Source organism: Herbidospora sp. NBRC 101105, from assembly GCF_030269205.1.
In the GTDB taxonomy this organism is placed as follows: Bacteria; Actinomycetota; Actinomycetes; order Streptosporangiales; family Streptosporangiaceae; genus Herbidospora; species Herbidospora solisilvae.
Genome location: NZ_BSSX01000001.1, coordinates 1585255 through 1597926 on the forward strand (window position 1 = coordinate 1585255; position 12672 = coordinate 1597926).

Sequence of the window (12672 nt, forward strand, 5' to 3'; positions counted from 1 at the left end):
TCAGATCACGGGCAGGATCTGCCGCAGCTCGCCCGGTGTCGTGCTCCTCGGACGCCACTCCCGCGGGTAGCCGAGCGACACCTCCTCGAACCGCACCCCGTCGTGCCAGGTCGTGCGGGGGATGTGCAGGTGGCCGTAGACCATGGCGACCGCGCCGAACCGGATGTGCCAGTCGGCGGTGCGGTCGGTGCCGCACCAGATCGCGAACTCGGGGTGGCGCAGCACGAACGTGGGGTCGCGGACCAGCGGATAGTGGTTGACCAGGACCGTCGGCAGGCCGCCGGGGCGCTCGGCCAGGCGGCGCTCGGTCTCCTCGGCCCGGGCGGCGCACCACTCGTCGATGCCGTCGTAGGGGTCGGGGTGGAGGACCATCTCGTCGGTGCAGACGACGCCCTTGTCGTAGGCCAGCTTCAGCGCCGCCTCTTTGGTCGTGACGCCGGGCACGCGGTAGCTGTAGTCGTAGAGGACCATGAGCGGCGCCACCGTGACCGGGCCGTCGGGGCCCTCCCAGGTCGGGTAGGGGTCTTCGGGGGTGACGACGCCCAGGTCACGGGCCACCTTCACCAGATGGTCGTAGCGTTCGACGCCGCGGAGCTGGAGCGTCTCGCTCGGGTGGGTCCACAGGTCGTGGTTGCCGGGCGCCCAGACGACCCTGGCGAAGCGGCTGGCGAGGGTGCCGAGCACCCACTCGAAGTCGGCGACCTTCTCGGACACGTCTCCGGGCAGCAGCAACCAGTCGGTCTCCGACCGGGGGCGGATGCGCTCGACGATCTCCCGGTTCTCGGGGTAACCGACGTGCACATCGCTGATCGCCAGAAGAAATGTCATAACGGGCAGTCTCTCCGACCTCGACCCCCAAAATCCACCTGCGAGCCGCTCGCCGTCACCCGGTGAGTCGCCGCCGGACCAGGTCGCTGATGGTGGTGGCGGTGGTGAAGTCGGTGCTGAGCACGTTCTTCGTGAGGGCGAAGGCCATGCCGATCTTCGTGTCGGCGTAGGCGCTGCCGCCCCCCGCGCCCGGGACGCCGAACGTGGTCGGGTCGGGATCGTCGAACGCGCCCGGGTGGCCGATGCCGTAGCCGAGGCCCCACCGCACCGGGTTGCCGAAGACGGCGTCGACGCCCTCGAAGGAGATCGCCGAGATCTCGCGGAGGCGTTCGGGGGAGATCAGCCGCACGCCGTCGACCTCGGTCATCAGCGCCGAGTAGAGCCGGGCCATCGCGCGGGCCGACATCTTGCCCCCGGCCGGGATGTCGGCCGCCAGGATGTCGGGCCGGTTGCCGAACGCGGCGGTCGGCATCAGCGCCATGGGGGCCGCCCTGAACATCGGCAGGTCGGGCAGCTCGGCCGGCAGCCCCGGCGGCGGCTCGGGCGACGGGGCGTCTTCGAGGACGGCCAGCCGGTGGTGCTGGTCGGCGGGCATGCCGAAGTAGAGCTCGTCGGCCACGCCGAGCGGGCCGGCGACCTCGTCGCGCAGGACCTCGGAGATCTTCCTGCCGGTGACACGCCGGACGATCTCGCCGACGATGTAGCCGAAGCTGTAGGCGTGGTAGCCGATCGCGGTGCCCGGCTCCCACCACGGCTCGGCGTCGGCGACGGCCGCGCACATCGCCTCCCAGTCGCAGAGGTCTTCGGCGGTCGTGGTGAGCGGGATGCCCGGCACACCCACGGAGTGGTCGAGGGCCATGCGGACCGTCGCCCGGCCTTTGCCGTGGGCGGCGAACTCGGGCCACACCTCGGCGATCGGCGTGTCGTAGCCGATCAGGCCCCGCTCGGCGAGCACGTGGAGCACGGCCGAGGTGGCGCCCTTGCCGACGGAGTAGTTGTAGAACGGCGTCTCGGGCGTCACCGCCCGCCCGGTCGCCGGGTCGGCCACCCCCGCCACGGCGTCGACCACGGGCTCGCCGCCCAGGTAGACCGACACCTGGAGGCCCCGCTCGACGCCCTTCTCGACGAGTTCGTCGATCGCGGCCTGCACGTCACCCTGGAGATCGCTCATGTGTTCGACTATATCGAGTTCCGTGAATGTCGGTCGACGCCGTTAGAGTCCCCGCCATGTCTGACGCGCAGATCGCGTACTCCTATTCGCGAGCCTCCGAACTCGACCTCGCCGCCGGCCTTCTCGGCCTGTCCACCTCCGGCGGGTTCACCCCTTCCGGCCTGGTCGCCCGCCCCCATTTCTTCAGCGGCGTGCTGACCAACGCCGCCCCCGCGGCGGCCGCCCTGATCGGCCTGGCCGACGTCGCCAAGACCCGCTACTTCGATCTGCGCGCCGTGACGTTCATGCGCGACCCGGTGGTGACCTGCAACGGCGACCGGCTGCGGTTCGAGTCGTTCTCCGCGTGCGGCGGTGTCTACGCCCGGCTCGACGTGCTGCAGCAGGCGCTCGACGGCGACGTGGTCGAGGTCGGCACCACCAACGTCGACGTCAACGTGCCGCTCCGCAGGGCGCTGGCCCGCGTCGGCGGCACCGACCCCCTCCACCTGGCCGTGGGCGACGACGAGGTGGTCGCCACCACGCTCGACGGCGCGGTGGTGGAGAAGAAGGTGCCGCTGCCCGAGCGCTGGTTACGCGGCTTCGCCGAGGTCCAGGTGATCGCGTCCAGATTCGACCTGCGGGCCTCGCTGGGCCGGGCCGAGGCCGTGAAGTTCGTGCGCGACCTGCCCAAACGCGGCGTGTTGTGGGCGGTGCCCGCCGGGCGGTCGCTGCGGCTGGCCGCGCGCCCCACGCCCGGCGCGGTCTGCCTGGCCGGGCCCGAGCGGCTGGCCGTGCTCGCGCCGCTGCTGCGGTTCGCGACCGGGCTGCGCGTCTACGGTCCCCTCGTCGAGGGCGGGCTGCCGATGGCGTCCGCGTGGGAGCTGGAGCTGCCCGGCATGCGGTTCACGCTCACCCTGTCGCCCGAGCCGCGGCGCGGGTTCTCCGGCGAGGGGGCCGTCCTCGACGATCTCAACGGCGACACCGTGGCCGACGACGCCGACCTCGTGGGCGCGCTGCTGCGGTTCGAGCCCCGCCTCGACGCCGACCTGCTCGCCGAGCAGTCGGGCCTGACTCGCGCCCGCGTCGGCGCGGCCCTCACCCGCCTGGGCACCGGCGGCCGCGTCGGCTACGACGTCGCCGAGGCCGCCCACTTCCACCGCGAGCTGCCCTACGACGCCGGCCGCGTCCTGGCCATGAACCCGCGCCTGAAGTCGGCGCTCGACCTGGTCGAGCGGGGGGCCGTCCGGTTCACCGGCCCGGGCGTGGCCCAGGTGAACGAACGGACCGTCCGGCTCACCCCCGGTGCGGCGCCCACCTGCACCTGTCCCTGGTGGATCGACTACCGGGGGTCGCGAGGGCCGTGCAAACACGTGCTGGCCGCCCAGAAGGTCGCGTCCCTGGCCGAGGTGACGGCGTGAGCACCGTCCTCCAGCTGATCGCGCAGAGCCGCCACACCCACATCCCCGCCGCGATCGAGTGGCTCGACGCCGCCGGGCGCAAGGAGCTCCAGGCCGAGCTGACCGCGCGGGTGCGCAAGTTCGGCGAGTGGCGGTTCGCGACCGACCACCGCCACGAGATCACCGGGCTGCGGGTCGCCGGCGCCCTCTGTCACGGCGGGGCCGGCCAGGTCGCCACCTGGCTCAACCGGCGTGAGCTGCGCGAGCCCGCCGACGCGTGGGCCGACGCGAAGACCGTCGCCGGGGCGCTGCGCGGGCGTCCCCTCGAATGGCGGGCCGACCTGGCCCGGCGGCTGACGGCCGCGCTCCGGCCGCCCCGCGGGTCGAGCTGGTCGTGGCGCCGGCAGGGCGGGCCGCCCGGATTCGCGCTGGCCCGGACCATGCTGCTCGAGACCGGCGTCGAACCCGAGGGCGACGCGTTCACCGTCTGCTGGGCGTGGCACGCCTTCGTCACGGGCGACCTGAGGAACGACCCGATCGCCGAGACGATGGTGCCGCGCCTGTTCGACACCGAAGGGGCCTCCGCCCCCTTCCGGAGCACCTGGGAGAGCGCCGCCGTCACGGCGTTCGTCGACGCGCTGCACGCTGAGGTGAAGAGGGGCCGCCTCGACCGGGCGACGGTCCTCGACGGCACGATCGGCCGGTTCCTGATCGGCGGCGAGGCCCGCGACCTCGGCATGTTCGTGGAGCTGCGCCGCCGGTTCGAGCCCGGCCCCGACGAGACGCCCGCCCGCGACCTGGTCCGCTGCCTGCCCGCCGGGGCCGCCAACGTCGCCGACCTCGCGGTCGGGGAACTGCGCGCCCTCGATCTGGCCGGGCGGCTCGACGCCGGCCTGTTCGGCGAGGCCGTCGGCGCGCTGGCCCTGCGGGCCGAGAAGAAGCACGTCGGGGCCGCGCTCAAGTGGATCTCCGACACGTTCAAGGTCACCGCGGCCGACCCCGTCAGGGCCGAGGGCGCCCTGCTCGCGCTGGCCGACGTGTTCTCCGCCGAGAGCTCCGCGACCCGCGCCCGCGCGATCCGCCTCGCGGTCAAGCTCGGCCCGTCGACCGAGACCGCCCGCGCGGCCGTCGCCGACGCGGCCGTCCGGCTGCCCGCCGACGAACGCGCGCCGCTGGCCGAGAGGTTCGGCGTGACCGAGACGGCCGAGGAGGAGGTGTTCACCGGCGTCCCCCTGGTGAGCGCGCCGCCGCTCCAGCCGCCGATCCGCACCGTCCCGGAACTCGTGATCGAGCTGCACGACGTCCAGCACACCGACGACATGGACACCTTCGAGCGGGTCATGGCCGCCCTGGTGGAGCTGAGCCACCACGACCGCGCCGCCATGGTCGCCGGCTTCAAGGCCGACTTCCAGCCCACCGCCTGGGAGTACTTCCGGACCAGTGGTTACGTCCCCGACGACCCGGGCTGGTTGTTGTTCTGGGCCGCCGCGCTGATCGGCGAACACGCCGACGAGGGCTTCCGCGCCAAGGCCCGCAAGCTCCTCGGCCTGAACCCGTCGTTCCTCGATCGGCTCAAACACCTGGCGCTGCCGCCGCGCGACCCCGACCGCGGCAGAACGACCCCCCACGCCCGCCTGTTCCGGCAGCGGGCCCTCGAACTCGTCCGCATGGCCGCCGAGGGGGAGACCCGCCCCTGCCTGCTCGCCACCCCGACGCTGCCCGGTCACCTCGTCGACCCCGAGACCCTGCTGACCCGGCTCGAAGCCCTCGGCGACCGCGAGCCCTTCCCGGCCGACCTCACCCAGGCCCTGCTCCGCCTGCCCCGCGACGTCGACGCCTCGGTGGCCGACCGCGCTGAGAAGATCGGCGGTCACGGGGGCCGCATGGTGGCCGAATGGATCCGCGAGGGCGGTCTGCCCGACCCCGTCGTCGAGTGGACCGTCAAGGTCACCGACCGCCACGGCTGGATCCAGCGGCAGCCGGTCGTCACGATGAACCCGGGCCGGCGGCTCCCCGACCACATCAGCACTCTGGTCACCCTGTCGCCCGACGACGAGTTCAACTACTGGGTCCGGTCCCGCGACATCTGGGCCGGCACCCTTCCGAACCACCCCGAGGCCACGGCCGCCTACCTGCTCCGCTGGATCTGCGTCTGGGCCGACCAGAGCGACCCCTCCGGCGAGGCCGTCATCCCGCTGGCCGTGGCCCCCGGCCCGGTCGGCCCTCTGGTCGCGGCGGCCGTCGTCGGCGCGATGGGTCACCAGCGGGCGGTCCAGCGCTCGGCGGCCGGGGAGGCCTTCCTGGCCCTGGCGGGCCGTCCCGACTTCCCGGCCGAGGGCGTCGGCGACGCGATCCGCCGCCTGGTGACGGGCGACGTCCTGAAACTCAGCCGCATCACCGAGGTGCTCGGCCAGTCGGCCGACGCGGGCGCCCACGCCGCCGTGTGGGAGGTGCTGTCGGTCGCCCTGCCCGGCCTGCTGCCGGACGAGGGCGCCAAGCCCCGCTCCGGGCTGGGCGAGCTGCTGGGCGTGGCGGTGAAGGCGGCCCGGGTGTGCGGGGCGAAGGGCAAGGTGCCGGGGCTGGCCGAACTGGCGGCCAGGAAGGGGTCGAGCCGGGTGACCATGGAGGCCAGAACCCTGGTGAAACAGCTCGCGGACTAGCCGCCGCGCGGGCCGGCTCAGCGTCTCGGGGGACCCGCCTTCCGCGTCCCGGGGGACGCCCCGGCCCGTGTCCGGTCTCTAGCCTTCCCGCACGTCATTCGCGGCTTGTCGGAAGGTTGTCATGTTTCGTGATCCCGTGAGGTTCTTCCGGGTCGTCGCCGGGAGCAGTCTCCTGGCCGTCCCCGTCCTCTACATCGCCGGGCTCGTCGTCGATCCCGCCCTCCGCGCCGGTGGCGGGATCGGGCACTACGGCGCCAACCCGGGCCAGGTCTCCGTCAGTGCCACGTTGCTGCACTGGTCGTGGGTGCTGCTCGTGCCGGGCCTGCTCGGCATGACGCATCTGGCCGCCAAACGCGCGCCGGTCGCCGCCCACGTCACCGGGTCCGTCGCCGTACTGGGTGTGATCAACTTCTCGGCGCTGATGACGAGCGACTTCGTCTACTCCCGGCTGGAGCGGGTCATGGAGCCCCACGCCGGGTCGGCCCTGGGCGACCTGATCGGCGCCGACCCCGGGCTCGCCTGGGGCTTCCGCAACCCCGGTTTCCTCGGGCTGCTGGGCGTCCTGCTGCTGGCGCTGGTGCTGGCGTACACGAAGCAGGCCCCCTGGTGGGCGGGGCCGGCGATGCTGGCGGGGGCGCTCGCCGGGCCGATCTATCCGGTCGGGACGATCGTGGCCGGGGCGCTCTACCTGGCCGGAGCGGGGGTCGTCGGCCTGCGGATGCTCAGGATGAGCGACGGGGAATGGGCTCAGCCGATGGGCAGCACGGCGGTCACCCGGTAGCCCGTGGCCGTGGGGCCCGCCGTCAGGGTGCCGCCGTGCATCGCGACGCGTTCGCGCATCCCGATCAGGCCGTGCCCGGTCCCGGCGGCGGCGTGGTCCGCGCCGCCGCCGGTCCCGTCGTCGGTGATCGTCACGGTGACGGAGCCGGGGGCGTAGGTCAGGGTCACCTCGGCCCGGGTGGCGCGGGCGTGTTTGCGGACGTTGGTCAGCGCCTCCTGGACGATCCGGTAGACCGACAGACCGGCCCCCGGCGGCAGCGGCCGGGGCTCGCCCACCGTCGTCAGGCCGACGCCGGGACCCGCGGCCGCGACCAGGTCCTCCAGGGTGCCGGGCGGGGACGGCTCGCCGGGCTCGCGGAGCATGCCGAGCATCAGCCGCAGCTCCTCGATCGCCTCCCGCCCGGCCCGTTCGACGCCGTGCAGCAGCTCCACCTCACGGGGGAAGGCGGGGCCGAGAAGGCGGCGCACGCCGCCGGTGTGCAACGTCATCAGGCTCACGTTGTGGGCCACGACGTCGTGCAGCTCCCGCGCGATGCGGGCGCGTTCCTGCCGCACCGCGTGCTCGCGCTCCAGCTCCAGGCGGACGGCCCGCTCGGCCATGATCCGGGTGCGGGCGATCTGACGGCGCAGGGCCACTCCGGTCGTGTACGCCGCCACGTAGAAGATCGCCGAGATCAGCACCTCGGGCGGATCGGTCCAGAGCCGCGTCTGCAGGTGCGCCCACGCCGCCATCACGGCCGCCAGGCCCAGCAGGCCCGCGCGCGACCGCAGCTCGTAGGCCCACCCGATGGTGTGGACGAGCACGAGCGTGGCGTACAGGTGCCAGAACGGGTAGTACGCGCCGCCCGCCGACACCGCCCCCACCGCGACCAGCGCCACCAGCAGCGCGGCGGGGAAGCGGGTGCGGAACCACACCAGCGCCCCGGCGGCCAGCGCCCCCAGCGCGAGCGGGACCGGGTCGCCGACCGCCTCGGGACGCCCGAGGACCTCGGCCAGCCCGGCGACGGCCACGAGGACGGCTGCCACCCGGCTCATCGGCCCTCACCCGGCCTGACCAGCCCGGTCTCGTACGCGAACACCACAGCTTGGACGCGGTCGCGCAGGCCCAGCTTGCGCAGCACCTGGGCGACGTGGCTGCGTACCGTCGCCTCCCCGACGAAGAGCGACGCGGCGATCTCGCGGTTGGAACGGCCCCGGGCCAGGCCGGTGAGCACCTCCCGCTCGCGGGCCGTCAACGTGGACAACTCGGGCGGGGGAGCCAGGCGGCTCGCGGCGGCGAAGGCGGCGATCACCCGCAGGGTGACGGCGGGGTCGATCAGGGCGTCTCCGGCGGCGGCGGTCCTGATCGCCTCGACCAGCTGCTCCGGGGGAGACGACTTCAGCAGGTAGCCGCCCACGCCCAGGCGCAGCGCGGCGTGCAGGTTCTCGTCGGTGTCGAACGTCGTGAGCATCACGATCCGGGGCGCGCCGCCCTCGTCCAGGAGGATCCGGGCGGCCTCCAGGCCCGACATGACGGGCATCGCGATGTCGAGCAGCAGGACGTCGGGCCGCAGGGAGCGGGCCAGGGCGACCGCCGCCCGGCCGTCGGCGGCCTCGCCGACCACGTCGACCCCGGGCTCGGTCTCGGCCATCAGGCGCAGCCCCACACGGATCATCGCCTGGTCGTCGGCGATGAGCACCCTGATCGTCATCGGGAGAGCGTACAAAGCGGGACAGACCCGGCGGGTCCGCCGCAAGGGTGAGATCTTTCGGGTCTTGCGGTGATCCCACGGAAAGTGCCAATGTCGTCACGGCGAGTACCCCCCCGAGGAGAGGAGCCTCTTTGAAGGCCTTCACCATGCCCGAGTTCTACGTGCCGCATCCCGCGCGGCTCAACCCCCATCTGGAACGTTCCCGGGCCCACACCATGGCGTGGGCCAAGGAGATGGGCATGCTCGACGCCCCCCGACCCGGGGGAGGCGTCGTGTGGACCGCCGACGAACTCGACCGCATGGACTACGCGCTGATGTGCGCGTACACCCACCCCGACTGCGACGGCCCCGCGCTCGACCTGGTCACCGACTGGTACGTGTGGGTGTTCTTCTTCGACGACCACTTCCTGGAGCTGTTCAAGCACTCCCGCGACTTCGCCGGCGCGCAGCACTACCTCGACCGGCTGGAGCTGTTCATGGGCGACGACCCGCCCGAGCCCGAGAACCCGGCCGAGGCCGGCCTCAAGGACCTGTGGGAGCGCACCGTTCCCCACATGTCCGCCGGCTGGCGCGAGCGCTTCGTCGTGTCGACGCACAACCTGATGGTCGAGTCGATGTGGGAACTGGAGAACATCGACCGGGGACGGATCGCCAACCCCATCGAGTACGTCCAGATGCGCCGCCGCGTCGGCGGCGCCCCCTGGTCGGCCAACCTGGTCGAGTTCGCCGCCGGGGCCGAGGTGCCCGGCCACCTGGCCGCGACCCGGCCGCTCCAGGTGCTCTCCGACGCCTTCTCCGACGCCGTCCACCTGCGCAACGACCTGTTCTCCTACCAGCGCGAGGTGGCCGAGGAGGGGGAGAACTCCAACGCCGTGCTGGTGCTGGAGAAGTTCCTCGGCGTCACCACGCAGGAGGCCGCCGAACGGGTCAACGACCTGCTGACCTCCCGGCTGCAGCAGTTCGAGACGACCGCGCTGACCGAGCTCCCGGCCCTGCTGGCCGAGCGGGCGGTCCCGCCCCACGAGCAGGCCGCCGTCGCCCTCTACGCCAAGGGCCTGCAGGACTGGCAGTCGGGCGGCCACGAGTGGCACATGCGGTCGAGCCGCTACATGAACGAGGGCATGGTCTCCGGCAAGGTGCGGCAACCTCACGGCCTCGGCACGGCGACCCTGCGGATCGGCGCGGAGAAGCGTGCCCGGCAACACTCCCACGTGCCGTTCGAGCGGGTCGGGCCGCAGCCCGTGCCGGAGCTCCACCTGCCCTACCCGCTCCGGATGAGCCCCCACCTCGACGCGGCCCGCCGCCACGCGGGCGTCTGGGCGCGGGAGATGGGCTTCCTCGACGAGGCGATCTGGGACGAACGCCGCTTCTCGGGCATCGACCTGGCCCACTGCGCAGCCCTGATCAACGCCGACGGCGCCCCCGAGGAGGTCTTCCTGACCACCGACTGGCTGACCTGGGGAACCTACGGCGACGACTACTATCCCGTGGCCTTCGGCGCCGGGCGCGACCTCGCCGGGGCCCGGGCGCTGAACACGCGGCTCAAGGCGATCATGCGCGAGGGTTCCGCTCCCGAGCCCGTCACGTCGATGGAGCGGGGGCTGGCCGACCTGTGGCGGCGTACCGCCGCGAGCCTGCCCGAGCGGGCGCGGTCCGGATTCCGGACCGCGGTCGAGGACATGATCGACAGCTGGGTGTGGGAGCTCGACAACGAGGCCGCCGGCCGGATCCCCGACCCCGTCGACTACATCGAGATGCGCCGCCGGACCTTCGGCTCCGACCTGACGGCGAGCCTGGCCCGGCTGGCGGCGGCCGAGGTGGTCGACGACGCGGTCTACCAGTCGCGGGTCATGCGGGAACTGGAGACCGCGGCGCAGGACTACGCCTGCTTCACCAACGACCTGTTCTCCTACCAGAAGGAGATCGAGTTCGAGGGGGAGCTGCACAACATGGTCCTCGTCGTCGAGAACTTCCTCGACGTCGACCGGGTCACCGCCCGCGCCATCGTGGCCGACCTGATGAACGAGCGCATGCGGCAGTTCGAGCACATCCTCGCCAACGGCCTCCCGGCCATGCTCGCCATGATCGGCGACCCCGAGGTGAGCCGGGTGCTGGAGCGCCACGCCGCCCTGCTCAAGGACTGGATGGCCGGGATCATGGAGTGGCACCGCCGCTGCGTGCGCTACACCGAGCCCGAACTGCTCCGGCTGCGCGCGGAGTCGTTCGCGCCGCCGCCCCGGCTGGTGCTGCTCCCCTCGGGCCTCGGCACGTCGGCGGTACGGCCCCTGCCGCGTCGTTAGCCCCGATTTCCCGCCGTAAGCGGGGTTCGTGACCAGATCACGGGCTCCGCTTCGCCGTGCCGGGAGAGGCCCGCGGCCATGTTGGCTGGAGTGGAGGGAAGGAGATGGCCGGCACCTCGACATCGGCACCGGCATCCCGAGCGCCGGGAACACCCATCTGGTGGCCCAGAAGATCAACCCCGCCGCCCGGATCGGGTACGTCGACAACGACCCCATCGTCCCGATCCACGCCCGCGCCCTGCTCGACAGCACGCCCGACGGCGCCAGCGACTACCTCGACGCCGACCTGCGCTGCCCCGACCCGCTCCTGCAGGCCGCCTCGGAGATCCTCGACTTCTCCCGGGCGGTCGGGCTGATGCTGATGGGGGTGGTCGAGTTCGTCACCGACGACACCTTGGCGCTCGACGCCCTCGCGCCGGGCAGCTACGTGGCGATCGCGTGCAGCGTGCCGAGCACCCGGATGCAGCGGGCGGTCGACGTCTGGCACGCCCGCGGCGGCGCCCCGCTGGTGCTGCGCTCGCCCGAGCACCTGGCCCGCTTCTTCGAGGATCTCGAGCTGCTCGATCCCGGCGTGGTGTCGCTGCCCCAGTGGCGGCCCGACACGCTGACCGACTACCGGGACCGGGAGGTCCACCAGTACGGGGGCGTGGGCCGCAAACGCTGAGCATTTGGGCAAATTGCCGGATAAAGTGGCTGGTGGCAAGACTTTTCCCCCACCGAAAGCGCGGGTATCGTGCGTTCTCCGGAATGGGTCGCAGAACGGTTTCCGCATGACGATTGACGACCCGCGAGTCGACGGGCTGACGGAGGCCTTCCTCCGCCAGCATCGTCGCTATACCAGTCACCAGGTCGCCGAACTGGCGGGCGTGCCCTTCCACCGGGCCCGCCGCTTCTGGCGCGCGCTCGGCTTCGCCAACGTCGCCGACGACGCGATCGAGTTCACCGACGCCGACGTCGAGGCGCTGAAGACCCTCATGGGCCTGCTCGCCGACGGCACCTACGACGACGAGCACATCATGCTGATGGCCCGCTCGCTCGGCCGGGCCTCCGCCCGCCTCGCGGAGTCCCAGGCCGAACTCGGCGCCGAGACCCTCGACCTGGCCGGGGTCCCGCTGTCCCGGCGCAGCCACGCGTGGCAGCGCCGCGCCGACCGCGTCGTCCCCGACCTGGAACGCCTGCTCGTGTACGCCTGGCGCCGCCACCTCGCCGCCTCCGCCGGCCGCATCGTCGACCAGGAGACCGCCTCGGCCCGCCTGGCCGTCGGCTTCGCCGACCTGGTGGGCTTCACCCGGCTGAGCCGCCAGATCTCCGAGACCGAACTGGCCCGCCTGGTCGAACGTTTCGAGAGCCGCTCGGCCGACATCGTGGCCTCCTCGGGCGGCCGCATGATCAAGACCCTGGGCGACTCGGTGTTGTGGGTGAGCGACACCGCCGCCCACGCCGCCGACATCGCCCTGTCCCTGATCGGCGCGCACGCCCGCGTCAAGGGCATGCCCCAGCTGCGGGTGGGCCTGGCGATCGGCCCGGTGATCGGCCGCATGGGCGACGTCTTCGGCACGACGGTGAACCTGGCGTCGCGGCTGACCTCACTGGCTCCGGCGGGAGGCGTGCTGGCCGACCCGGCGATCGCGGGGGAACTGGAGGACCATCCCCGGTTCGGGCTGCGGGCGGAGAGCCTGCAGGTGGTCCGGGGCGTGGGCGAACTGGTGCCCTACCTGGTGTCCCGGGCCTGACACGCCGGCTGGAACATCGGCGGTCCCGGGCGACGGGTGAGCGACCCCTGGGACGTGGAGCGGCGTCGGCGCCGAACGGGCTGAAACGGTGGTTGGCGGACGTGGAGCGGCGTCGGCGCCGAACGGGCTGAAA

The 12672-nt window shown here is 72.9% G+C and carries 10 protein-coding genes; 6 read left to right on the forward strand and 4 right to left on the reverse strand.

What is annotated here, in order from left to right; all coding sequences use genetic code 11:
* Together QSK34_RS06925 and QSK34_RS06930 are read right to left on the reverse strand one after the other, a co-directional pair.
* Positions 1–828, reverse strand: a complete 828-nt coding sequence (locus QSK34_RS06925) for a metallophosphoesterase family protein (RefSeq protein WP_285581153.1) — start codon at positions 826–828, stop codon at positions 1–3.
* Positions 829–883: 55 nt separating this feature from the next.
* A complete protein-coding gene (locus QSK34_RS06930) occupies positions 884–1999 on the reverse strand; it encodes a serine hydrolase domain-containing protein (protein ID WP_285581156.1) in 1116 nt (371 codons plus the stop codon).
* 56 nt (positions 2000–2055) lie between these two features.
* On the opposite strand from QSK34_RS06930, the gene QSK34_RS06935 reads away from it, so the two are divergent.
* From QSK34_RS06935 to QSK34_RS06945, 3 genes are all read left to right on the forward strand, one after another.
* Positions 2056–3396 carry an SWIM zinc finger family protein gene (locus QSK34_RS06935; RefSeq protein ID WP_285581158.1) on the forward strand — a complete coding sequence of 447 codons (1341 nt, stop codon included), beginning with the start codon at positions 2056–2058 and terminating at the stop codon, positions 3394–3396.
* Positions 3393–6035, forward strand: a complete 2643-nt coding sequence (locus QSK34_RS06940) for a DUF6493 family protein (protein ID WP_285581160.1) — start codon at positions 3393–3395, stop codon at positions 6033–6035. The genes QSK34_RS06935 and QSK34_RS06940 overlap by 4 nt, the downstream gene beginning before the upstream one ends.
* Positions 6036–6171: 136 nt before the next feature.
* The gene (locus QSK34_RS06945) at positions 6172–6816 is read left to right on the forward strand and encodes a hypothetical protein (protein ID WP_285581162.1); all 645 of its coding nucleotides are present in this window, start codon (positions 6172–6174) and stop codon (positions 6814–6816) included.
* Here the strand turns inward: QSK34_RS06945 and QSK34_RS06950 are convergent.
* Complete coding sequence (locus QSK34_RS06950; RefSeq protein WP_285581164.1) at positions 6783–7850, reverse strand: sensor histidine kinase; 1068 nt, start codon at positions 7848–7850, stop codon at positions 6783–6785. The two genes, QSK34_RS06945 and QSK34_RS06950, sit on opposite strands and share 34 nt — an antisense overlap.
* Positions 7847–8506, reverse strand: a complete 660-nt coding sequence (locus QSK34_RS06955; protein ID WP_285581166.1) for a response regulator — start codon at positions 8504–8506, stop codon at positions 7847–7849. Before QSK34_RS06955 ends, QSK34_RS06950 begins: the two co-directional genes overlap by 4 nt.
* A 131-nt stretch (positions 8507–8637) precedes the next feature.
* On the opposite strand from QSK34_RS06955, the gene QSK34_RS06960 reads away from it, so the two are divergent.
* The 3 genes from QSK34_RS06960 (at position 8638) to QSK34_RS06970 (ending at position 12539) form a co-directional block, all read left to right on the forward strand.
* Positions 8638–10806, forward strand: a complete 2169-nt coding sequence (locus QSK34_RS06960) for a terpene synthase family protein (RefSeq protein WP_285581168.1) — start codon at positions 8638–8640, stop codon at positions 10804–10806.
* A 28-nt stretch (positions 10807–10834) separates the two neighbouring features.
* Positions 10835–11470 carry an SAM-dependent methyltransferase gene (locus QSK34_RS06965; RefSeq protein ID WP_285581170.1) on the forward strand — a complete coding sequence of 212 codons (636 nt, stop codon included), beginning with the start codon at positions 10835–10837 and terminating at the stop codon, positions 11468–11470.
* A gap of 106 nt (positions 11471–11576) precedes the next feature.
* Complete coding sequence (locus QSK34_RS06970; RefSeq protein ID WP_051760121.1) at positions 11577–12539, forward strand: adenylate/guanylate cyclase domain-containing protein; 963 nt, start codon at positions 11577–11579, stop codon at positions 12537–12539.
* Positions 12540–12672 lie beyond the last annotated feature (133 nt).

Excerpts from the sequence above, each read along its gene's own strand:
- QSK34_RS06930 (WP_285581156.1), bottom strand. The coding sequence starts at position 1,999 with ATGAGCGATCTCCAGGGTGACGTGCAGGCCGCGATCGACGAACTCGTC.
- QSK34_RS06955 (WP_285581166.1), bottom strand. The coding sequence starts at position 8,506 with ATGACGATCAGGGTGCTCATCGCCGACGACCAGGCGATGATCCGTGTG.
- QSK34_RS06935 (WP_285581158.1), top strand. The coding sequence starts at position 2,056 with ATGTCTGACGCGCAGATCGCGTACTCCTATTCGCGAGCCTCCGAACTC.
- QSK34_RS06925 (WP_285581153.1), bottom strand. The coding sequence starts at position 828 with ATGACATTTCTTCTGGCGATCAGCGATGTGCACGTCGGTTACCCCGAG.
- QSK34_RS06950 (WP_285581164.1), bottom strand. The coding sequence starts at position 7,850 with ATGAGCCGGGTGGCAGCCGTCCTCGTGGCCGTCGCCGGGCTGGCCGAG.
- QSK34_RS06970 (WP_051760121.1), top strand. The coding sequence starts at position 11,577 with ATGACGATTGACGACCCGCGAGTCGACGGGCTGACGGAGGCCTTCCTC.